Source organism: Dethiosulfatibacter aminovorans DSM 17477, from assembly GCF_900142005.1.
In the GTDB taxonomy this organism is placed as follows: domain Bacteria; phylum Bacillota; class Clostridia; order Tissierellales; family Dethiosulfatibacteraceae; genus Dethiosulfatibacter; species Dethiosulfatibacter aminovorans.
On record NZ_FQZL01000012.1, the window covers coordinates 1 to 22,900 of the forward strand.

At 38.5% G+C, this 22,900-nt stretch carries 17 protein-coding genes and 1 rRNA gene; 3 read left to right on the forward strand and 15 right to left on the reverse strand.

The annotated features are described in order from the left end of the window. From BUB05_RS09090 to BUB05_RS09140, 11 genes are all read right to left on the reverse strand, one after another. Positions 1-111, reverse strand: a 16S ribosomal RNA gene (locus tag BUB05_RS09090); the annotation flags it as partial. Positions 112-572: 461 nt separating this feature from the next. Beyond that, entirely contained in the window at positions 573-2,051 is a 1,479-nt protein-coding gene (locus BUB05_RS09095; RefSeq protein ID WP_175548539.1) for a glycosyl hydrolase family 18 protein, read from the reverse strand. Positions 2,052-2,211: 160 nt separating this feature from the next. Next, on the reverse strand, positions 2,212-3,345 hold the full coding sequence (locus BUB05_RS09100) for a tetratricopeptide repeat protein (protein ID WP_073049295.1): 1,134 nt from the start codon (positions 3,343-3,345) through the stop codon (positions 2,212-2,214). Next, positions 3,332-5,056: a B12-binding domain-containing radical SAM protein gene (locus BUB05_RS09105; protein ID WP_073049296.1), complete on the reverse strand. Its 1,725-nt coding sequence runs from the start codon at positions 5,054-5,056 to the stop codon at positions 3,332-3,334. The genes BUB05_RS09100 and BUB05_RS09105 overlap by 14 nt, the downstream gene beginning before the upstream one ends. Beyond that, positions 5,057-5,914 (reverse strand): hypothetical protein, encoded by an 858-nt coding sequence (locus BUB05_RS09110; RefSeq protein ID WP_073049297.1) that lies wholly within the window; start codon positions 5,912-5,914, stop codon positions 5,057-5,059. It abuts the gene before it with no gap. An 81-nt stretch (positions 5,915-5,995) separates the two neighbouring features. Further along, entirely contained in the window at positions 5,996-6,691 is a 696-nt protein-coding gene (locus BUB05_RS09115; RefSeq protein WP_073049298.1) for a lytic transglycosylase domain-containing protein, read from the reverse strand. A gap of 190 nt (positions 6,692-6,881) precedes the next feature. Continuing rightward, complete coding sequence (argS, locus tag BUB05_RS09120) at positions 6,882-8,582, reverse strand: arginine--tRNA ligase (protein ID WP_073049299.1); 1,701 nt, start codon at positions 8,580-8,582, stop codon at positions 6,882-6,884. 60 nt (positions 8,583-8,642) lie between these two features. After that, positions 8,643-9,074, reverse strand: a complete 432-nt coding sequence (locus tag BUB05_RS09125) for a 2-thiouracil desulfurase family protein (protein WP_073049300.1) — start codon at positions 9,072-9,074, stop codon at positions 8,643-8,645. A 75-nt stretch (positions 9,075-9,149) separates the two neighbouring features. Next, on the reverse strand, positions 9,150-11,522 hold the full coding sequence (locus BUB05_RS09130) for an endonuclease MutS2 (protein ID WP_073049301.1): 2,373 nt from the start codon (positions 11,520-11,522) through the stop codon (positions 9,150-9,152). Between the two features lie 10 nt (positions 11,523-11,532). Then, complete coding sequence (locus tag BUB05_RS09135) at positions 11,533-13,899, reverse strand: U32 family peptidase (RefSeq protein WP_073049302.1); 2,367 nt, start codon at positions 13,897-13,899, stop codon at positions 11,533-11,535. Between the two features lie 90 nt (positions 13,900-13,989). After that, positions 13,990-14,664: a cell division protein ZapA gene (locus tag BUB05_RS09140; protein WP_073049303.1), complete on the reverse strand. Its 675-nt coding sequence runs from the start codon at positions 14,662-14,664 to the stop codon at positions 13,990-13,992. Between the two features lie 186 nt (positions 14,665-14,850). Here BUB05_RS09140 and ychF point away from each other — a divergent pair, with 186 nt between their 5' ends. The 3 genes from ychF to BUB05_RS09155 all read left to right on the forward strand — a co-directional run bounded on the left by ychF (position 14,851) and on the right by BUB05_RS09155 (position 19,332). Then, a complete protein-coding gene (gene ychF / locus BUB05_RS09145) occupies positions 14,851-15,942 on the forward strand; it encodes a redox-regulated ATPase YchF (protein WP_073049304.1) in 1,092 nt (363 codons plus the stop codon). A 94-nt stretch (positions 15,943-16,036) separates the two neighbouring features. Then, positions 16,037-17,818, forward strand: a complete 1,782-nt coding sequence (locus BUB05_RS09150) for a sigma-54-dependent Fis family transcriptional regulator (RefSeq protein WP_073049305.1) — start codon at positions 16,037-16,039, stop codon at positions 17,816-17,818. A gap of 200 nt (positions 17,819-18,018) precedes the next feature. Then, entirely contained in the window at positions 18,019-19,332 is a 1,314-nt protein-coding gene (locus BUB05_RS09155) for an L-cysteine desulfidase family protein (protein ID WP_245819828.1), read from the forward strand. Positions 19,333-19,390: 58 nt separating this feature from the next. On the opposite strand, the gene BUB05_RS09160 is transcribed toward BUB05_RS09155, so the two are convergent. The 4 genes from BUB05_RS09160 to BUB05_RS09175 form a co-directional block, all read right to left on the reverse strand. Further along, positions 19,391-20,167 (reverse strand): enoyl-CoA hydratase/isomerase family protein, encoded by a 777-nt coding sequence (locus tag BUB05_RS09160; protein ID WP_073049306.1) that lies wholly within the window; start codon positions 20,165-20,167, stop codon positions 19,391-19,393. A 122-nt stretch (positions 20,168-20,289) separates the two neighbouring features. Next, a complete protein-coding gene (locus BUB05_RS18670; protein ID WP_073049307.1) occupies positions 20,290-21,753 on the reverse strand; it encodes a hypothetical protein in 1,464 nt (487 codons plus the stop codon). 54 nt (positions 21,754-21,807) lie between these two features. Next, positions 21,808-22,548, reverse strand: a complete 741-nt coding sequence (locus tag BUB05_RS09170) for a SprT-like domain-containing protein (protein ID WP_073049308.1) — start codon at positions 22,546-22,548, stop codon at positions 21,808-21,810. Continuing rightward, the gene (locus BUB05_RS09175) at positions 22,541-22,801 is read right to left on the reverse strand and encodes an HPr family phosphocarrier protein (RefSeq protein WP_073049309.1); all 261 of its coding nucleotides are present in this window, start codon (positions 22,799-22,801) and stop codon (positions 22,541-22,543) included. The genes BUB05_RS09170 and BUB05_RS09175 overlap by 8 nt, the downstream gene beginning before the upstream one ends. Positions 22,802-22,900: the final 99 nt, after the last annotated feature.

Consider the following 22,900-nt stretch of genomic DNA (forward strand, 5'->3'; position numbering starts at 1 on the left):
CACCCGTCCGCCGCTAAACTGTTAAAGTAAACTTTATCAGTTCCGCTCGACTTGCATGTGTTAGGCACGCCGCCAGCGTTCGTCCTGAGCCAGGATCAAACTCTCGTTTAAAATCTCTATTTAAGGCTTTCGCCTTTAACTCATTTCTTACACTGACTTTTCTTTTTTAAAAAGTCCCAAAATTACTTTTGTTTGTTACATAATTAACTCTAAGAATTACGTTGACTATGTGTTATTCTATTGTCCAGGTGCATTGCTGTATCCGTTGCTGTTGCTTGTTTTGACAACTTGTTCAGTATACCACTCTTGCTTTTCCGTGTCAACTGTTTTTTCAAGTTTTTTTAAATCTTTTTTACAAGTTTTTTACTTGTTCTTTACTTGCTTTATGTCGTTACTTTCTGTCTTTTTCGCTCCTCATTTGAGGCGCTTTATTAGTATAATGATTTACCTTTCAATTGTCAACTGTTATTTTCAATTTTTTCAGTTTTTATTTTCAGGCTTCATTTTTGCCCCCCGCTTTCCGGAGCGCTTTATTATTATAGGGATTTACAGTTTAATTGTCAACGTTTTTTTTACAAGTTTTCGAAAAAATTCGCTATTAATTTCCACATGGAATTTTTGCTGTAATTCAGGCTCCAAACACCAACTCCGTTAAGGTTGTATTTTTCCACTAGTTCAAGCCTTTTTCTCAAGGATACTTCATCCTCTACCCAAATCTGATAATACACATTATCTACAGTTTTCTCCCCGTAGTTCTGTCCCGACTCTTCGTCGTATTCAAATTCAAAGTCATTATCCTTTACAAAAACGTCCGCCGAAGTCAGTCTCAATGTAGTTACGTCATATACCGCTCCCTTTTCCGTTTCTATCGTTTCCCACAATCTAGTATAAAACGGAAGTCCAAGTATTATCTTTTCACCCTGTACATAATCCAGCAACCCCGAAATACCTTTTTCAACCCAAGGCAGGGATGCTATCGATCCAATACCATGATTTGGAAGGGTTCTTTCATCATACGCCATGAGCACTACATAGTCCGAGTACCTGCCTATTGTCTTCCTGTCATAGAACAGCGACCAGTTTTCGCTACTGGAGATAACCGAAACATCAACAGACATCAGTATGTTTTCCTTTTTCAATCTCATATAGAGTTCCCTGAAAAAGGCAGCCAGTTTTTCCCTGTCCTTCAAATATATGTTTTCGAAGTCGATATTAACTCCTCTATAATCGTTCCCTACAGCCATGTCAACAATCTTCCCTACAATGTCGCTTCTGGCATACCTGTCCTTCAATACATCTGAAGTCAAATCCGGATCAAAGGAGTTTGAAAATGTACCCCACACCTCAATCTTGTTTTCATTGTAATAGTCAATATATTCCTTCATATACCAATTCGAGAATTCTCGAGTATCTTCTTCCAGATGGTGCCAGGTAGGACACACCACATTCATTCCGGGATATATCTCTTCCTCCTCGAATCCAGAAGGTTCCCTGGTGAAGAAATCCCAGGCCAGCACAATATTCTTGGTGCTTTTGTTTTCCAAGAGAATGATTCCGCTATATGACTTGACGGATTTCAGATAATCATTCCTTACATAACCCAATTTGTCCCCCAGTCTGACAAAGCTCCAATCTTCTGTAATTTCATATCTTGTCAGCTCGCTTCCTTTTTCAACATTTGATATTTTTTCACTTCCAATGCCTGGTTCTCCATAGAATATGATGTTTCTTTCATTTGTTATTTCAGAATAATCATCCTCGATAAACAGCAACTCTTCATATAGGGACATTCGATATTGTCCATTCATCTTATCCTCTATATAGCTGAAATTTAGAAATATCTTCGAATCCACACTGCGCCAGACAGCATTTTCGTTCCTTGTCAAGTCTACCGTATATGCTTTCAAATCATAATATATAAGGATAAGATTCTCATCTTCGCTGCAAAAGAGATCCAGAAGGTCGTTTTCCTTCAGCATTTCAACTTCAATAAAAGTATTGCCGCTCTCTTGTATTAGACTGCTGCTGTCGCCAATTAAATTTCCATTCAAATAAACACCTGAAAATTTCTTATCAGATGTTTTATTATTCAATGCAGATATGATAATAAGGAATAGGCATAATGCAACCACAGAAGCAATGAGCATTTCCCGCATACACTTAATATTTTTCATATTTTTGATATCCTTGATTTCTATGGAATCTTTCATATCATTTCATTTTCTCAATTTCTTTTTTTATATTTATAGCTATTTCATCATTTGGATTTATTTCCAATGCCTTGTCTATGTCCTCTTCTGCTTCATTTATCTTGTCCTGATATATTCTTGCAACAGATCTGTTGGCCAAAAGTTCACTGTTGTTGTCCGACAATATTATTGCATTGTCAAGAATCTCTTCAGCTTCCTTGAATTTGTTCATGTTAAGATAGCAGATTGCCAGTTCATTCATGGACTCTTTCTGGTCCGCCTTTAGAAACAGTACATTCTTAAAATAATCCGATGCAATTTCATATTCCATATTTTGCCTGAAAGCAAGTCCAATTACAAACAAAAGATTCCACCACTCAGGAAAATACTCAACCAGCGGAAGCAGCTTATCAAGACCATCTTCACTGTTGCCCTCAAGTACATATCTATATCCTGTTTCATAATCAACAAGCTTTTCAAGAGTTTCATTCTCTGTTCTTATTTCCTCAATCCTGACAGGGTCCTTGTCATGCTCCATGAATCTATCCCAGTAGTCCTTGGCCCTTATATACTGTCCAATCCCTCTATAGTAAAATCCCAGCTTGTAAAGGGACAGAGTGAAATTTTCCTCCTCGTCACAGCTGCTGTGGTAGTATTTTACCGCCTCGTCAAAAAATATGTCCGACTTCTTGCTGTTTTTCTTTTCAGAATGGTCTACAGCCAGATTCTCAAGAGCGCTTCCAAGAATAAAAAGGTTCCTGGCACTGGTTTCAATCTCAACAAGAGCCAGTGCAAATATGACTGCATACTCCAGTTTTTCATTGAACTTGTTTATCAGATGAATTATATATGATTGAAGGTTTGATTTTGACTTGTTCAATATTTCCATATAATAGTCTCTGTAAAGAAACTCCGGATCCGCTCCTATCATAAAGCACATTCCAGCACATATATTATCCATACTCAATCCATCATTTAATGTCGATCCCTTAACATCCGCTATGAAATCTTCAAAAAGAAGAGGTATTTCCAATTCTCTGTCCAATGTGACGGTACCTTCTATAACCGGAATCTTAGCACCTTTTTTTAAGGTTACGAAAGGTACATATTCAAGGTTTTTTTCTCTAAGTATTCTTATTTCTTCATAAAATGTCATTTAGTTCTTCCTCCAAAATATCAGTAACGTCAATTTTTATGCTTCTCGAAAAAATATTTCTCTTGTCACCGTATATATATGCAATATATTTGTCATCATTTCTTACAAGTCTGAACCGGTTTACAAGTCTTTTGTTTTGAATCCCTTCACAACCTGTAAAGTATTTGTTCCTGAAATTCTCGCTCTTTAACAATTCATGCTTAAACTTCAAGCATTCCTTTTCATGGATTTCGTCAAAGAACGACGGCAGGTCCAGGTTTCTTTCGTTAAACAGGAAATCATCAATAAGTTCAGCACTTATATCTATACCCGGAACATTTAATGCAAAGTCATTGATTATGCCATACATTTCAGATTTTTTAAGAGGCTTGTCAAAGAGTCCTTCACTGATCCAATAACTACAAAAGGTTTTGAAAAATTCAAAGGGTTCATATATGGTCATAAGTTTTTCAATGGAATTTATGAAATGATGTTCATTGTAGAATATATCCACCAATTCTTCTATTTTCTTAAGATAAAGAAGCTCTTTACTTGACATCGAGTCTGTTTTTATCACTTCATAGGGAGCAGTCTTCTTATATACTATTCCATACTTTTCAGCGTTCTTTCTGATTTCCGTGCCCTTGAGAACCTTAAGGAATCCAAGCTGGATTTTTTCCACCTTCATATTGTAGACATCATTAAAGGACTTTCCAAAGGATTCCATATCTTCCTCAGGCAGTCCCGCAATCAGGTCAAGGTGTCTGTGGACATTATTCCCTGCTCCTATCCTTTCAACAATATCCCTGAGCTTTACTATGTCAGACTTTCTGTTAACGGCATTTAAAGTGTAGGGATTTGTCGACTGCACCCCTATTTCAAACTGAAACATGTCTTCCGGCAGGTCATTTATTAGCGAAATCATATTGTCATCCAAAATCTCTGCAGTTATTTCAAAATGTATCTTCATTCTTTTGTGATTGTTCTTCACTATATGATTGATTATTTCAACCGCCCTTTTCCTGTCGGTATTGAAAGTCCTGTCCACAAACTTAATAACATTCGCTTCGGTTTTTAATAGTTTGTCCAAGTCATCCTTTACTCTTTCCAGGGGGAGATTGCTCACACCGTTGATGCTTGATGATATACAAAAACTACAGTTAAAAGGACATCCCCTTGAACTTTCATAATATACATACTTGTTTTTGAAGCTTTCCCCGATTCCATAAGGATATTCGATAGCAGCCATGTCTTTGATTGGACCGTAGTTTGCATTTTCCACCACAGCTCCATTTTTTCTATAAGTTAGTCCCTTGACAGAGTCTATATCCTCTCCCTGCGACATTTTCCCGAAAAATTCACGGACAGGAAGTTCGCCTTCACCTTTAATGACATAATCTATGAATTCATTGTCATTCAGAAGTTCCACCGATTCAAAGGTTACTTCAGGTCCGCCCAGAAGGATCTTAATGCTTTCATTTCCCATTTTAAGGGATTCAGACAATGACAGTATCTCATTGATATTCCATATATATGAAGAAAAACACACTATGTCTGCTTTTGCTTCCAGTATTTCCCATAGAATATAATCTTCCTTCTGGTTTATTGTGAATTCCAAAAAATCCGATTCTATTCCTTTTATATCCCTTATGCTGTTGCTCATATATCTTATAGCAAGATTTACATGCGAATACTTGCTGTTTAACGCTACAAACAATACCTTCATTTTCATTTAATTCTCCAACCTGTAACAGCCAAATCTCGTATTGACTATAATGGTTTTGCCTTCCTTGTTTTTTATGCTTTTTACAATCCTGCATTTTCCAAAATTGCTGTGTTCTACAATTGAATTTTCCTTTTCATTATAAAGCTTGCTTTCGCCAATTTTATATACCATTGTATTTATGCGGCCCTTCCTGATATCAACCAGATAGTCAAGAATCATTTTGACAAATGCAGCAATCTTATCATTTCCATATGAACTGACGGAATCTTCTCCAGCAATCTTGCTCTTGAAAGTTTCCAGTAACGGATACCCTTTATAATCGCAGGCAATAACTTTACTCAGAAGCGCCACTCTTTTCTTCTCAAAAACTATTATATCATCACTCTCGCTTCCAATGCTATCCTTGAATGAAAACCGTATGAAGCTGTTTTTTGCCTCTTCATTGATATCACAAATAATCTTCTGCCTCTGACTTGCTTTGACCATATAAGAAAAAAATATATACTCCGGCAGACTGCCTATGGATATCTTAAAATATTTACAGTATCTTTTAAGTTCCCTGTCAATATCTTCAATCTTCTCATTTGCATAGGCCATTGAAATCAATGCAAACATATGCAGCTTCCTGATATTCTGTCTGCCTGAAGAATAATATTTGTAAAGCTTCAGCTCATCTGCAAGCCTTTCATAATTTATTTCAACTCCTGAATCATCATTGTATCTCATGGACTTCATGAAAATAATGAAATAATTCAAATAATCGTTGTTGATTATATATTCTCCCTTATCCTCTGTCAACTCAGGATATGATTCCCCTCTTTGATCAACTAGATACTTCAGTAAATTATCGTATAGTCCTTCCATTGTTGTCTCCTCATTAGAATGCAAGCGAGTAATGTAAAAAAAATATAGCCGACATACATCAGCTATATTATATATACTTTTTTACTGGTTATCAAACTCTTCTTTAAAACTTGTTGCATAATTCAACAGTACCATGGAATAGTCGCTTACTGCAGGATTGGCGTACTTGCTTCTTGAAGCCATGTATTTGTCCAATCCTCCCTGACCTCTGTTGTAGGCAGTCAAGGTCATGTGAATATCCCCATTGTAAAATTCATATAGATACTTGAACTGTCTCATGAAAAGTTTAATGTTGTATTCCGGCTCAAACAACTTGTCGGGATCATACTCTATTCCCATATTCCTCGCTACAGGTTCCGCAGTATTTGCCATCAACTGTCCAAGTCCTCTTTCTCCAAGATTTCCTACACAGTATGTGTCAAATTCACTTTCAAGCCTCATGAGGCCCAGAATCACGAATGGATCAATCCCTACTTCATCACATTCAGCCATCATCAGTTCAATGGCACCTGCCTCAAGTCCGGTCAACTCCATTGCATATTCCTTGAAATCTTTCTTTTCCGCTGCTTCCACGTGGTCCTTAATCGAAACATAGTCTATACTTCTTTTATAAACGCTGGATAGATTAATTGGTACAGGCTCTTCCTCCACAGTGGCAACCTCTCCTTCCAACTCGACGTCTTCAGAAACGGCTGTCGTAGATGCTCCAGTCTGACATGCGATCAGCACAAAGGTACATATTAACAGTACTGATACAATCTTAATCTTTTTCTTCATATAATGTTTTTCCTCGTTCTCAGTCACCAGCTTGTGTCACCGGCAAAATTTAATGTCGACATGTACATTGTGTACAATGTCAAAATCCATGCCCTTGAAGCATGGATATGAGGTATTATATTTTACAAAAAATGATTTGTCAACCGCTTTTGACCCACTTTCAATGGTTCAACCGCCAGAGTCCTTCTCTTTACATTCTTTCAGGAGTTTCAATTCCCAATAGTTGAAGACCGTTCCTAATAGCTGTGTTTACAGCATATGTCAGCAATATTCTGCTTTTTGTAAGCTCCTTGTCTTCCGTAAGAATCTGACTGTTGTGATAGAATCTGTTGAATTTTTGAGCCAGGTCCACGATGAATCTTGTAATATAAAAAGGCTCTTCCTTGTTCATTGAACTCTCTACAATGTCTGAAAATCCTTCCAGAGTTTTCATTATTTCAAATTCCTTGTCACCGGTTACCAGACTGTAGTCTATGTCAGTATCAAGTTCTTCCTGGTACTTTCTTAGAATACTGCATGTCCTTGCATAAGTATATTGAACATATGGACCGGTCTCGCCTTCAAAACTAAGGGTCTTCTCCCATGAGAAAGTATAGTCCTTGATTCTGTTGTTGTAAAGCTCCTGGAACAGCACGGCACCTATACCGACTTTCTTTGCCACTTCTTCCTTGTCTTCAAGATTTGGATTCCTGTCGTTGATTATTTCAAGTGTTTTTTCTACAGCCTTGTTGAGAACATCTTCAAGAAACACCACTCTACCCTTCCTGGTTGACAATGTTCCCTCTTCAAGACTAACCATCCCAAATGGTACGTGGACACAATCCTTGGCCCAGTCGTATCCCATAAGCTCAACTATCTTTATCCATTGCTGGAAATGGAGGTTTTGCTGAGAACCAACCACATATATGTTCTTGTAGAAATCATAGGTCTCTTTTCTGTAAATGGATGCTGCGATGTCCCTTGTAATATACAGAGTGGATCCATCACTCTTCTTTATCAGAGGAGACGGCATGTTGAATTCATCAAGATCAACAATTTGTGCACCTTGTGATTCCACTAGAAGATTCTTCTCTTCAAGCTCCTTTATAACCCTGGGCATCTTGTCGGAATAGAAGCTCTCGCCAGCATATGAATCAAATTCAATATTCAACATTTTATACACCCTGTTGAACTCTGTAAGACTTACATCCTTTATCCACTGCCACAATTCAAGAGCCTCTTGATTTCCGTTTTCAAGCTCCTTGAACCAGTATCTTGCCTCGTCCTTGTATTCTTCATTTTCTTCAGCTTCTGCATTGAACTTGATATATAGCTTGAGAAGTTCAGGAATAGGATTGGCTTCTATAGCTTCCTTGTCTCCCCACTTCTTGTATGCAGAAATCAACATTCCAAACTGTGTTCCGTAGTCTCCAAGGTGATTTATGGCAACAACATCAAATCCCATGAATCTGTAAATCTTGTTGATAGAATTGCCTATTACGGTTGTCCTTATATGGCCTATATGAAAAGGCTTGGCAATATTTGGCGAAGAAAATTCAACCACTACCTTTCTTCCCTGCCCTATATCCTTGCTTCCATATTTTTCCTTCTTGTCGAAAACTTCCTTCAGCAAGGACTCCGCAAAGAATTTCTTGTTGACAAAGAAATTTACATATGGTCCCGTATTCACTGCCTTCTCAAAATAATCGCCTGTGGCAATCTTGTTGCTGATATCTTCTGAAATCATATTTGGTGCTTTTCTTAAAATCTTTGCGAACTTAAAACACGGAATGGCATAGTCACCCATTTCGGAGTTCGGTGGAATCTCAACCATTTCAATCAATTCATCAATTGATACACCTTCAACCTGCTGCCCGAAAAGTTCAGCAGCTTTAACTTTATAATCTATCATCAAAATCCTCCGTATCTAACTTATTATATGAGATTAGCACAAGGTCCAATCTGTGTCAACTCAATCACTGAAATAATCTTCAGTATCATACACTTTTATTCCATTTTTCCTCAATAACTCTGCCGTTATACCTTCACCTTCTATAAGCTTTCCGCTAAAGGTACCGTCATAAATCTGCCTGCAGCCGCAAGAAGGACTTCTTGGCTGCAAAAGTATCGAATCCTCTTTCATGAGCTTTGCCAATTTCAGTGTTTCCTCCGCTCCCCTTATGAATTCTTCAGTAAGGTCGACACCATCTCTGTTTACAACCTTTCTTTCATCGCCATCGACAATGATTTCACAGGGAATCCTTGGTGTCTCAAGTCCTCCAAGCTGCTCTGGGCAGACAGGAATGAGTTTTTCCTTCATTAAAAGCTCTAAAACCCTTTCATCATAATTGTTTCCTCCACTGTATTTGCAGTTGAGTCCCAGCAGGCATGCACTAACAAGCATATTTTCGTCTGCATGCTTGTCGAATAAGCATGCTTTTCCTTTCTTATTTTTTCACAGCTTTCCTGCCAATTAATATCAGCTTTTCAATGTCACGACAGTAACCCCTGATCCGCCTTCCCCAAATTCTCCAAGCCTGTGTTTCACAACAAGCCTGTGGGTTCTTAAAAGTTCGGCAATTCCCTTTCTCAAGACTCCCGTACCCTTACCGTGGATAATCTGGACCTCCTTAAGTCCTGACAAATAAGCATCATCCAAATATTTGTCTATCTCAAGGAAAGCTTCCTCAAGATTCATTCCCCTCAAATCAATGGATGTCTTTATGTTTTTCGACTTCAGCGAATACATCTTGTTCTTGGCCTTCTTGGTTGACTTTTCATCTTCAGATTCTGTTTTCACAAGGGTATTCACCGGTACGCTCAGCTTCATTATGCCGGCTTGCACCGTAACCTTGCCGTCGTCAGTAGGCTCCGTAAGAACATATCCCTTTTGATTAAGGGACTTGATGTAAACATGGTCACCCTTTTTAATGGGCTTGCCATCATCAGTAGTTTCAAGAATGTATTCAGTCTTTGACAATTCCTTTATCCTCTTGTTCAACCCTGACTTAATATCGTTGACATCTTTTCTCGATTCCTTGTCAATGATGCTGCTGTATCTTTCAATTCTTGAAATCATTTCTCCAGTATCTTTCTTTACATTTTCAATAATTTCCTTGGCTTCAGCTTTTGCTTCATCAACAATTCTTTCTTTTCTTTTCTTTATTTTTTCCTCTTCAATCTTCAGTTTTTCGCTTAAATTCTTCTGTTCCTTCTTAAGCCTTAAAATCTCTTCCTTCGTAGACTCAATCTCTTTTCTATCCTTTTCAATCTGGATAAGAGCATCTTCAAACTGCACATCATTCTTTTCTATTGAATTCCTTGCAATTTCAATGATATATTCATGAAGACCGAGTTTCTTAGATATCTCAAATGCATTTGATTTCCCTGGAACTCCTATCAGCACCTTGTATGTCGGGCTAAGTGTCTCGACATCGAACTCCACGCTTCCATTTATTACACCCTCTCTGGTAAGGGCATAAATTTTAAGCTCGCTGTAGTGTGTTGTTGCAGCAGTGACTACATTCCTTCCATGAAGCTCCTCCAATATGGAAGTGGCAAGAGCGGCTCCTTCTACCGGATCTGTACCTGCTCCCACTTCATCCAGCAACACAAGTGAATTGTCTTCAATTTCATTGAATATTTCTACTATATTGGTCATGTGTGAAGAGAAGGTGCTCAAACTCTGCTCTATGCTCTGTTCATCTCCAATATCCGCAAAGACATTGTTGAATACTCCAATTTGAGAACCGCTCTTTGCAGGAATATGAAGGCCGAATTGTGCCATCAATGTAAACAGACCTATTGTCTTTAGACAAACTGTCTTTCCTCCTGTATTGGGTCCTGTAATTATCAGAGTCCTGAATTCCTTTCCCAGCCAGATATCTGTAGGAACGACATCATTCTTCGGTATAAGGGGGTGCCTTCCTTTCTTGATGTTTATATATCCTTCATCATTCAACACCGGTTCGTAGCAGTTGTAATGAAGCGAAAGCTTTGATTTTGCAAATATGAAGTCAAGCTCTCCCAATAAAATCTCATTTGATTGTATTTCTTCACTTATTGCAGCAACAAGGTCTGTAAGTTCAGCAAGGATTCTTTCAATTTCCTTCTTTTCATCTATCATCAAGGTGCTGAGCTCATTGTTGAGCTCCACTATTGCCATGGGCTCTATGAACAAGGTCGCCCCTGTCGAGGACTGGTCATGTATCAAACCCTTCACCTGATGTCTGTATTCCTGTTTCACAGGTACAACATGCCTGTCGTTTCTTATGGTAACTATGGCATCCTGAAGATATTTCTTGGCTGACAAGGTTGATACTATATTGCTCAATCTGTTTCTTATGACATTGTTCTTGTTTACAATGCTCTTTCTTATGGACTTAAGTGTTGAACTTGCATTGTCAGAAATTTCTTCCTCGCTGATTATTGCATTGGTAATCGCTTCCTCCACAATTTTGTTTGGAATAAGGCCTTCGGCCATCTGGGAAAGAATTTTTATATTCCCTCCATCCTTTGTTCCCGTACTGGACTTGATATAGTTTCTTATTACCCTTGAAGCCCTCAGCGAGTGTCCCACCTTCAAAAGCATTCCCGCCGACAGTGTTCCTCCAAGCTCCGCCCTTTTGATATAATCCCTTACACTTGATACACCGTTGAAAGGAGGATTTCCCTTTTCCATTATGAGGGTTATTCCCTCCGAAGTTTCCTTCTGCTTGATTCTTATTTCGTTTATATCGGAAAGAACACGGCTCTTTCTCAGGTATTCTTTTCCCAGGTCAGTTTCCGTCTTTTTTTCAAGTATTTCCAGTATCTTGTCAAACTCAAGAACCTTGATAGTCTTTTCTTTCATATTACCTCACTCATAATATTTCCTTATAGTAATAGCCTCTGGTTATTTCCCCTTTGTCTATTTCCTCAATACCGTATTTAACACTTTCAATAACCTTGTTTATGTCTATGGACCCATCGTAATCGATTCTTCCATAGTCAGACCCGGTTTTCTTCACTTCGTACATCCTGTCGGCCATATAAAGATGGACAGGGTTGTAGATTGTAGTTATTCCTCTATTTCTTGACATGGATATCAAATAGCCCTTTCTGTCTTTCAACACATATCTGTCATACATGTCACAACTACTGCACTTCGATGTATCCCTGCAGTTTTTCATATGCGCAAGGGGGCAATTCCTTATAGTCATCAGGGGCAGGTTGGAGTACACTATGCATTCCGTCTTCATGACTGTTCCTTTATTTATTTCATCAATATCTTCAAGGCTTGCTTCCACGGAATGTGTAAAGCACTTCACGCCTTCAGCCTTAAGAAAATCAGCGGAGTACTGATTCATGATATTCATCTCGAAGTCACAGTAGATATTCTTTTCCCCAAGGCTCTTTGCAAATGCAAGTCCGTCAATATTATCAACCTGTATTCCTATTATTGAATCATTGAACTTTTTATAGGTTCTTTCCGCCTCTGCATAGTCATAAGTTTTCGATACATTTCTAAAGGACAGAACTATTTCCGCATCATCATTCTTTTCACTGATGCAATCAACCATTTCTTCAGAGATAAAATAATATGGTATGTATACAAGATCTATTTCATTGAATTTAATGCTTTCATAATCTCTGTCGCTGTTCATGTTAAGGGAATATCTCATATCATTGTCTCTTTCAAAAGCTTCCCTTTCTCCAATTTCCAGGGAAACTTCCTTTTTGTCATGTTCAAGTATTTTTTCTTCAAGCGATTCTATTGCTTTCCTTCTCATGCTGTTCAACACACTTTTACTCACAAATACATTGCCTACCAGGTCAATGTTTGCATCCTTTACAGCAAATACAGTTCCTCCAGTTTTTGAAAGCTGATTGATTACATATTCAACTTCGGCAGGAGCATTCTTGGCGCCTTCCACTACATCATCACTGTATACTTCCGTTTTATGTTCACCGGAAACAGCCCTAAGGAAAATCCTTTCCCCTTCCCTTATCCTCACATCAAAATCAAGCGGCCTCAAATGATATATGTCGTCATTCTTGATTCTAATGCTTACTTCGTCTGAAAGCTTTTTGTTGAAAGTTTTGTAAATTACATCTCCTATTTCCATCTTCTGCTTGGCTTTGATATAAACAAGTTCTCCGGCATTTGCCTCCTTGATGCTTTTTCCTTTCTGTACAAGACGCTCTATGATAAAACCCTTGTTCCTTTCATTTCTGCCATATGTTATTCCATCTCCAACGGAAACATCATCAACCAGCTGCACTCCTGCGCTGTTTCCATTAATATTCTTGACGGTTCCCAACAATGATCCTGTATTCTTAGGCGAATCATAAGCCATAAGATCCTTTCCAAAGTCTCCGAAAAGAAGCCCCTTTGTGAATCCCCTGCTGAAAACCTGTTCCACCTGTTTCTTCACATTTTCGTCATATATGCCATCCAGAAGTTGTCTATAGTAAGTCACTATCCTGTCTACATATTCAGGTTTTCTCATTCTTCCTTCTATTTTAAATGTATCTATCCCAATATCAGCAAGCTTTTGGATCTTTGATCCAATATTGAACTCCTTAAGACTCAATGGATAAACAGGTCTGTCATTTGCTTTCAGTCCCGTTTCCTTGTCAATTATATCAAAAGACAGCCTGCAGGTCTGGGCACATCTTCCTCTGTTTCCACTTCTTCCGCCAAAATAGGCACTGATATAACACTGTCCCGAATAAGAACAGCAAAGAGCTCCGTGAATAAACACCTCCAGTGATTTATCAGACTTTTCCCTAATAAGCTTAAGCCTTTCAAAAGGTGTTTCCCTGGCTAGTATGTTCTTCTTTATATGATACTTGTCAAGCAGCTCAATTCCGAAGTAGTCGCATATTGTCATCTGTGTACTTCCATGGATATTCAGTCCCGGTATGTGCTTATCTATGAGCATCATCAGTCCCCAGTCCTGTACGATGACAGCATCCACATTTATTGAATTCAAATAATTCGCATATTCGAGGGCTTCCATGATTTCTTTTTCCTTGACAAGGGTATTTAGGGTGACGTAAACCTTAACCCCTGCAAGGTGGGCATATTTTATCAAGTCCTCCAAATCATTATCTGTGAAATTGTCCGCGAAATTTCTCGCATTAAATACTTTGCCTCCCAAATATACAGCGTCAGCCCCAGCCTTAACAGCGGCATAAAAAGACTCACTGTTACCTGCCGGCGCCAGCAATTCATGTTTTTTCATTCTATTCTCCATTCAAATCGGACATCTTGTCCGAAATACTAAATTAATTAAAATTCTCAGGACATCAAGCCCTGAGAATGTTCAAGCGGTTTATTCTTCTTTTATATCAAGGGAATCCAAAAGTTTGGATACGTCCGGAACGTATCTTCCGGATTCATTCTGGCTAAGCAAGGAGTCAGCAATATCCTTTCTTTCAGATGATTCAACTTCCTCAAGTATCAGAGGCATCTGAATCTCTCTGGTCTCTTCAGACTCTTCTCTTATCATAAACAAATCTTCAGACAATTTCTTGAACTTGTCATCCAACTCCTTGTTCATTTCATTCATGAAGGCCAGCTCCTCATCTTTTTCCTTCAGCATATTTTCATATTCAGTCAATTTGTTTGCCAATATATCGAATTCACTGTTTTTCTGGATAAGTTCCTGCAGCAACTTGTCCTTTTCCTCAGTGGATCTTTCAAGATCTATTACAAGGTTACTTTTCTCTTCCTTCAATTTTTTGATTTCCACCGGATTAATTGCAGATTTTTCAATCTGCTTTGCTTTTTCAAGCTGATCCAGAATCTTGAAATACTTGTCAGAAATAATAAACGTGGTGAATGCCAAGGAAGAAAAACTGTCAAATTTCTTGTCAGTAGACTTGAATTGTTGGATTTTAGAATTAATCATTTCTTCAATCTTTTTAATGTATTCCTGGTTTTCATTTGTCTGTACCTTGTACTTCTTTCCTGCTATTTTAATTTCAACACTATTGTACCCCTGCATAGCATCTCCTCGTTAATTTATTTATAATATATTTTGTATTTATTTTCTCATAATTGGCTTTAAAGGTCAAACAGAAAGTGTAAAAATCAGTTAATTTTTGCAAATATACACCATATTTTTATTGAAGCCTCCATTGATATGATGTATAATATTTTGAATATTTTTTAAGAAAGGACGTTATAAATAATGAAAATGGGAATTGTGGGTCTTCCAAATGTTGGAAAGAGTACCTTGTTTAATGCAATAACATCAGCAGGAGCCGAATCGGCAAATTATCCATTCTGCACAATAGAACCTAACATAGGCGTGGTTTCAGTTCCTGATGAAAGACTTGATTTTCTTGCACAAGTCAATGGCTCAAAAAAAATAATACACACGGCAATAGAATTTTACGATATAGCGGGACTTGTAAAAGGTGCAAGCAAGGGCGAAGGTCTTGGAAATAAATTCCTTTCCCATATCAGGGAAGTTGCGGCAATAGTACATGTTGTAAGGTGTTTTGAAGACGACAACATCACTCATGTAGAAGGAAATATAGACCCCATACGGGATATTGAGATAATAGACCTTGAGCTTATTCTGTCGGACCTTGAAATGCTTTTGAGAAGAAAAGAAAGGCTTACAAAGAGCCTTAAGGGCGACAAATCTCTTGCAGGCGAGCTTGCCCTTGTAACAAGAATTATCGAAAATCTTGAAAACGAACAACCTGTCAGAAAAATGGAATTCACAGAGGAAGAAGAAAAAATGGTGAGGCTTTTAAGCCTGATAACATACAAGCCAGTACTGTATGCAGCAAACATAGACGAAGACCATCTGGATACTATGGAAACCAATCCTCATGTTCTGAAGCTGAGAGAGTATGCAGCTGCTGAAAATTCCGAAGTAATAACTCTATGCGGAAAAATCGAAGCGGAAATATCCGAGCTTGATGAAGATGAAAAACAAGAATTCCTTCTTGATATGGGACTTCAGGAATCCGGACTTGACAAGCTTATTAGAGCCAGTTACAAGCTACTTGGATTGATTTCATTCCTCACATCCGGACCGCAGGAAACCAGGGCATGGACTATCAAAAAAGGAACAAAGGCACCTCAAGCTGCGGGAAAAATCCACTCCGACATAGAAAGGGGATTTATACGTGCTGAAGTCGTAGGTTTTAAAGACCTTAAGGAAATAGGTACAATGCAGGGTGTCAAGGAAAAAGGCATGCTTAGACTTGAAGGCAAGGAATACACGGTAATAGACGGTGATGTTATACTTTTCAGATTCAATGTTTAAAAATAATTGAATACATGATAAACTAAATATTGAAACATAATTTATCCACCATTAATGGTGGATTTTTTATAGCTTAGGAAAGGCGGTATAAACTATGAAATACAATTTGAGCGCCATTCAAAAAACCCTTGAAGACATAACAAAAACCATAAAAAGCGTTATTAATGTTGAAGTGACAATTGCCGACAGCAATCTGACAAGAATCACTGCTTCAGGCAGCAACCTGACCAAGGTCGGAGAACGGATCTCAAAGACCTGCGTCTTCTCTAAAGCACTTGAGTCAAAGGAAAGCTTCATTATAGAAAACCCTCGCGTCAATATCCGGTGCATAGATTGCGACAAGAAAAACGAATGCATAGAAGCTGCCCAGGTATGTTGCCCCATAATAGTTCAGGGACAGGCTGCAGGAGTAATAGGCCTGATAGCATTCGATGCGGATCAAAAGAAAAGGATTGTTGAAAATGAAATAAACCTCCTTGACTTTCTAAAAAACATGTCAAAACTCATAGCAGCCAAATTAATTGAACACGAAAGCACTCAGAGGATTAAAAGACTGGCGAACGAACTTGATACCACTATGGACCTTTTGGATATCGGTGTTATATATACTGATGAAAAAGGTAGGATAGAAAGAAGCAACAAGACAGCACAGGAATATTTCAGCAAGAATCAACTGGCAAAAGGGAAGACTATAGAAAATATCCTTTCTCTGTCTCCCATTGGAATAGTGGACACAGTAAAGAACAAGAGCTTCAATTACTCTGAAAAGGAAAGAAAGTTCCATGGATTCTATTCCGTACATCCAATAATATACGACAATGAAACCAAAGGATATGTATTCACAATCACAGAACTGGAAGAGCTCATTAGTGTTTTAAGCAATATTGCAGGAAAGTCAAGGGAAATAACTTTTGACAATATTATCAGCGAAAACAAAGAAATGATAAGCATAATAAACCATGCAAAGCAGTTTGCCAGAGGAAACTCCTCTATTCTGATCCAGGGGGAAAGCGGCACGGGAAAAGAGCTCTTTGCAAGAGCACTCCACAACGAAAGTCCGAGAAAGGATTATCCCTTCATAGCTGTAAACTGTTCCGCCCTTCCTGAAAACCTTATTGAAAGTGAACTTTTCGGATATGAAGAAGGATCATTCACAGGAGCAAAGAAAGGAGGAAATCCGGGCAAGTTCGAACTTGCCGGAGAAGGCACAATATTTCTTGACGAAATAGGAGATATGCCCCTCCACCTTCAATCCAAGCTTTTGAGAGTGCTTCAGGAAAAAACATTCACTCGAGTAGGAGGCAACAAATCCATTTCCATGGATGCAAGGGTTATATCGGCTACCAACAAGAATCTTGAGACAATGGTTGCGGAAAGTGAATTCAGGGAAGACCTGTATTTCAGGCTGAATGTCATACCCATTCATATACCCTCTCTTAGACAGAGAAAAGACGATATAATGATATTGTCCAATGTATTCCTGAGAAAGTTCAGTAATCAATTCAACAAGGAAGTGAAATATTTTGAAGATGAACTCGTGGATTTTCTTACAAACTACAGCTGGCCCGGAAATATAAGAGAGCTTGAGAATACTGTTGAATATCTAGTCAATATTTCAGAAGAGGACTTTTGTAAAAAATCCAGTCTTCCAAATCGACTGAAAAAACATTTTTACGATGTAGAAAGTGCAGAAGCTGAAACTACACCTGAAAAAGAATCCATAAATGTAATGACAATAGAAGAAGTTGAAAAGAATGAAATAAAAAAAGCGCTAAAGCTTTATGGCAGAAACAGTTCAGGAATAGACAATGCTGCCGAGGCATTGAATATTGGAAGAGCAACCCTCTATAGAAAAATAAAGAAATACGGCTTATAAAAATTCTTGTATCATTTTGATATTTTATATCATTTTGATACGAGAATTTTATCATTTTTGTATCGTTTTGAGATTTATTATTGCTAAAAAATCTTTAAACCTTTAATTTCCAACATTTCTCCCTCTTTGAATTCTTGGCATGATACTTGCTTTATATATTGACATAAGAAAATCATCCAATTAATTAAGGAGAGAATAATATGAATACAATTATTACAAAAAATATGGGGAATGTAATGAAACTCTTAAGAAACGATGTAAAGCCTGCAGTTGGATGCACTGAACCCGTTGCCATAGCACTGGCTGCAGCTGCGGCAAAATCTGTAATCAGTGGAGAGATTGATGAAATAAGAGTAAAAATAAGCCCCAACATCTACAAGAACGGAATGAATGTCGGTATACCCGGAATCGAAAAGACTGGTCTTGATGTTGCTGCGGCCCTTGGTGCTGTTATAGGAACTCACGAAAAAGGTCTGGAGATTCTTGGTGAAGTCAGCGCTGAAGAAAGGAACAAGGCTGTTGAACTCCTCAACTGCAACAAGGCAAAGGTAAGCCTTCTCGATACCGATGAAAATGTGTATCTGGAAGCAACAATCAAAAGCGGCAAAGATGTATCCAAAGCAGTAATTGTAAAAAAGCATGACAATCTGATTTCAATCACCCTCAACGACAAAGACATGTTTTTAAAAAAAGAAGATACACAAGCCAATGCTGCAACAGATTTGATGCCTGATGAAGAATTCTATAACACACCTATAAGAGAACTCATAGAGGCAGTAGAAGAGTTGGAATTTGAAGACATATCGTTCATGCTTGACGGTTTGGAAATGAATATGCGCGCTGCAGAAACGGGGCTCTCCGGAAAACTTGGAATAGGTGTCGGAGCCGCTATAAAGAAAGCGATCGATGACGGCCTGCTGACGGAAGATTTCCCAAACACTGCAATGATGCTGACAGCAGCGGCTTCTGATGCGAGAATGTCCGGAATGGCTATTCCCGTAATGAGTTCTAATGGAAGTGGAAATCACGGCTTGACAGCAATACTCCCAATTGCCGCATACAGAGAATATCACAAAGCAAGTGATGAAAAGATTGCCAGGGCATTAGCCATAAGCCACGTGATTACAGGCTATATAAAAAATTATGTAGGCAGGCTTACTCCCCTTTGCGGTTGTTCCATAGCTGCTTCCACAGGTGCCACCTGCGGTATAGTATGGCTCATGGGCGGCACAACTGAGCAACTTGAAAACTCAATCAAAAATATGATAGCAAATCAGGCAGGTGTAATATGTGACGGTGCCAAGCCAGGCTGTGCACTAAAACTTGGAACAGCTGCAGCATCCGCAGTCCAATCTGCTATTTATGCGCTTTACAATCACTATGCCAGCGACAACAATGGTATTGTAACCGGCTCTGCAGAAGAATCAATAAAGAATCTTGGAATTCTCAGCAAAAAGGGAATGTCCAACGTTGATGCTACAATTATAGAAATTATGGAAAGCCACCGATGCTAAAAAAGTGTATTCCCCTCCCTATAAAACGACCACCGGTAAATTATCCGGTGGTCGTTTTTTATTTATTCTTCCATGTAGGCTTTCTCTTGTTCAAAAATGCATCCACGCCTTCCTGGGCATCCTCCGTAGTGCAGAGTGCTGCAAAATGGTTGTTAGTAAGTTCCATGGCACTTTTGTAGTCCAGGTCTTCCATTTTGTAGAAAGACTCTTTTCCCAGCTTCATTGCCAAAGGACTCTTGTCTGCCAATTTTTTCGCAAATGCGTAGGTTTCCTCTTCAAGATTCTCCGTCGGTACAACCTTGTTTACAAGTCCCAGTCTCTCAGCTTCAACTGCATTTATCATGTCTCCAGTCATTATAAGTTCAAGGGTTTTCTTCCTGCCTAGGCTTTTCAGAAGAGGCACTGCAGGTCCCATGCAGAAAAGGCCCACATTCACTGCCGTTGCACCAAATTTTGCATTTTCCGCAGCTATTGCGAGATCGCAGGCCGCAACCAGGCCGATGCCGTTTGCCACCGCTATGTTTTTTACAGATGCAATGACAGGCTTGCCCATCTCGGCGATTGTAAGATTCATTTTCTCCATATATCCTATCCACTGTATATAATCATGGAATGGTTTCCCATCGACATAGTCAACCTCTATTCCCGTACAGAAGTTCTTGCCGTTTGCATCGATCACTATAACATTTACATCGTCATCCCTTTCCAGCTCCATCAATCCTTCATTAAGCTCTATTGCCAAGGGTATGTTGAAAGTATTGTTGTTCTCGGGTCTGTTCAAGGTTACATATCCAATCTTGTCCTTCTTGGACAAAAGTACACTAGTATATTCCATAATTCCTCCATTATCTGTTATAAACTCATAGATTAATTATAGAACTGAAGTTCAATAATTTCAATATTATTATTGCCTGGCCGGCTGTATCTTCCCAGATAATTCAATTACTGTCAAAGATGCTATTTAAGATTTAACAATTCCGCCAGCATCTTCCTTGTGTCTTTATTAAGCTCTTTTTCAAGGGCATCTTCTATTATCCTTCTGTTGAATCCATTCTGCACCAGGTGATTTTTTATTTTTTCAGCCTTGACCTTCCTCTTTATAAGATCATATGCTACAAGCCAGTTTTCAAGGGACATGGTTGGAATATTTTCACACTGGAGGACCTTCATTCCGGTAATTCTGTCATCATCAAAGGGATATGTATAAGATCCTTCATCTGTCTTAATTGTAAAGTTTGACATTATATCTATATTTATGCCATCGACATTGTAGGTTTTGAAAAGCTCCGTACTGTAAAGCTCCAGATTCTTTTCACTCTTTTCTACACCAAGTTCATCAAGAACTCTTATGGCTTTTTCCCGGTCTTCATAGGAAATTATGATGTCAATATCATTGGCAAATTCAGAGAGCCCCCAGGTCTTCAACAAAAGTGATGCTCCTATTCCATATTTCACATTTGCCCTATCGAATTCCAGTGAAAGCTTATCCAGTACCCGATTCATGATATGGCTTTTCCTATATTTAACAAGCACCTTCAGTGCCCTATATGTATTCCATCTGCTGTCGCTTCCTGTTTTCTCCATATCAAAATGCACTTTTCCAGGATGCTTTGCCTGAACGGGCCAGGTTCCATTCTTTCGTTGCTTGCAAACAAGCACGTCAAGTGCGTCATTCATTCTATCGTCATATGGTACACCGGCATTTGCGAAATATACAAGTGCCCTTAGGATATCATATTTCCATCTTGACGGATATGACAGCATGAGAAAACTCTTGCTTATAATTTCACCTGTCTTGTCAGACTTGTAAAGCCTGTGCTCAAGGATGAATTCCCTCCCCTTCTTTTCTATTTCAAGAAGGTCATGAAGCCTGTAGCTATATCCCTGTTCTTCATAAGTCCTTATTCCTTCAAGTACAGACAAGGTGGAATGAAGAGAACTATGAACAGCTCCCGAATAATTCAACCTGCAATTAAAGCCTCCATCAGGCATATGCTGACTTATTATGAAATCTACAATACTCTCCAGTTTATTCTCTTGGGCCCCGAACCAACACATATAATCAAGAGCCATACCATTTATACATACATCACTTTTTGGAACAGACCTGTGAGGATTCACACCTCCATCCTCTTCAATATTCTCATCCAGTATTTTCTCAATTGTTCTTTCTATGGCTGATGTCTTTCCAATATTAAGGTTCTTCAGATCAAGCAGCGTATAATGGGAACTTGTCCATTTCGGCTGGTAAAACGACCGCCCCCAGTGACCATTGATGTTTTGTCTTTCAAGGAAGTCTCTGCCATACCCTTCCTTCTCTATTCTTGTTTTAAATTGCATATCGTCTATACCAAGAATATCCCTTTTTACCTGATACACTATAGACACATCGCCTGAAAGGAGCCATTTAATAATATTCATAGTCCATCACCATCATCATTTGTATTTATTAAGATTATATCACAATTGTTTATCTCAAGCTTTTTCCAAAATACCCAAAGGTACGTAAAATTTCACATACCTGTTGTTTTTACTGTCAATATATTGACCCTCTTCATGTCTTACCATTACTGTGGCTCTTTTGTTGATTGCATTGACAAAGCCAGTCTTCTGCCTTCCACGGTGATGGAACACTACACAGTCCCCTACTGACACGCCATGCTTTGTTCCGGCAATCTGCCTGTATGTAGGAAGCTGATGATAGCTTGAAACATGGCTGAATAGATTCCTCGCTATAGTCTTGTATCTTTTACCTCTGCAACTTGACTTCCCATAGCTTATAAATTCTATAATATGACATATCTCATGTTCGAAAACAAGGAGCAATCCTTCAAGGCTATCCCCTGTTTTTATCCCGCATACATTCTTCTCACTTTCGAGTTCATCATAGTTGAAAAAGAAATTGACACCTATCTGAAGTATAAAATTCTTTTCACCTGACCTCTTGTTTATTGAACACTTCACCATACCTGCACTTCTTGTCATCCTTTTGGATATTGAAAATTCTATCCTGCTGCTGCATTTTTTGTTGAACCAATGATTGAAAAATATTTCGTCATAGAGGTCAAATATGAGTTTCAGGTCTAAAGGTGACAAGGAAGTGATTTTGCCGTTGTTTATCCTTGGGGATCTTTCAATTGTCCTTCTGTATATTTCAAGCCTTTTTCTACAAACTGTATTTTCATCCACCTTTATTCCAAGAAGAATATCACTCATCGTCATTCTCCTTGAAAAACCCCCTTATCGAGCGCGTCGCTTCAGCTTCATCTTCTCCCACTACTTCAATTTCCATTACATCGCCTTTGGAAAGTCCTAAAGACATTATTTCAATGATGCTTTTCATGTTTTTTGTTTTTCCCTTGCATGTCACAAATGATTTGGATGCAAAGCCATTGCATAGCTTTACCAAGTCAGATGCCGGTCTGGCATGAAGGCCGTCATCGAACTGAATTTTTATATTGAATTTCATTATTCTTCCTTTTACAATTGATATTTGTTGCGTCTAATGATTATAACACAAATGCAAAAATCTTCCACTAAAGACTGGCATCTTTAACAGAAGATTTCA

Bases quoted from the DNA above. Each gene is read 5' to 3' on its own strand.
- BUB05_RS09125 (WP_073049300.1), bottom strand. From the start codon at position 9,074: ATGCTTGTTAGTGCATGCCTGCTGGGACTCAACTGCAAATACAGTGGA.
- BUB05_RS09160 (WP_073049306.1), bottom strand. From the start codon at position 20,167: ATGGAATATACTAGTGTACTTTTGTCCAAGAAGGACAAGATTGGATAT.
- BUB05_RS09175 (WP_073049309.1), bottom strand. From the start codon at position 22,801: ATGAAATTCAATATAAAAATTCAGTTCGATGACGGCCTTCATGCCAGA.
- ychF (WP_073049304.1), top strand. From the start codon at position 14,851: ATGAAAATGGGAATTGTGGGTCTTCCAAATGTTGGAAAGAGTACCTTG.
- BUB05_RS09135 (WP_073049302.1), bottom strand. From the start codon at position 13,899: ATGAAAAAACATGAATTGCTGGCGCCGGCAGGTAACAGTGAGTCTTTT.
- BUB05_RS18670 (WP_073049307.1), bottom strand. From the start codon at position 21,753: ATGAATATTATTAAATGGCTCCTTTCAGGCGATGTGTCTATAGTGTAT.
- BUB05_RS09130 (WP_073049301.1), bottom strand. From the start codon at position 11,522: ATGAAAGAAAAGACTATCAAGGTTCTTGAGTTTGACAAGATACTGGAA.
- BUB05_RS09150 (WP_073049305.1), top strand. From the start codon at position 16,037: ATGAAATACAATTTGAGCGCCATTCAAAAAACCCTTGAAGACATAACA.
- BUB05_RS09100 (WP_073049295.1), bottom strand. From the start codon at position 3,345: ATGACATTTTATGAAGAAATAAGAATACTTAGAGAAAAAAACCTTGAA.
- argS (WP_073049299.1), bottom strand. From the start codon at position 8,582: ATGATAGATTATAAAGTTAAAGCTGCTGAACTTTTCGGGCAGCAGGTT.
- BUB05_RS09115 (WP_073049298.1), bottom strand. From the start codon at position 6,691: ATGAAGAAAAAGATTAAGATTGTATCAGTACTGTTAATATGTACCTTT.
- BUB05_RS09110 (WP_073049297.1), bottom strand. From the start codon at position 5,914: ATGGAAGGACTATACGATAATTTACTGAAGTATCTAGTTGATCAAAGA.
- BUB05_RS09170 (WP_073049308.1), bottom strand. From the start codon at position 22,548: ATGAGTGATATTCTTCTTGGAATAAAGGTGGATGAAAATACAGTTTGT.
- BUB05_RS09105 (WP_073049296.1), bottom strand. From the start codon at position 5,056: ATGAAAATGAAGGTATTGTTTGTAGCGTTAAACAGCAAGTATTCGCAT.
- BUB05_RS09155 (WP_245819828.1), top strand. From the start codon at position 18,019: ATGAATACAATTATTACAAAAAATATGGGGAATGTAATGAAACTCTTA.
- BUB05_RS09140 (WP_073049303.1), bottom strand. From the start codon at position 14,664: ATGCAGGGGTACAATAGTGTTGAAATTAAAATAGCAGGAAAGAAGTAC.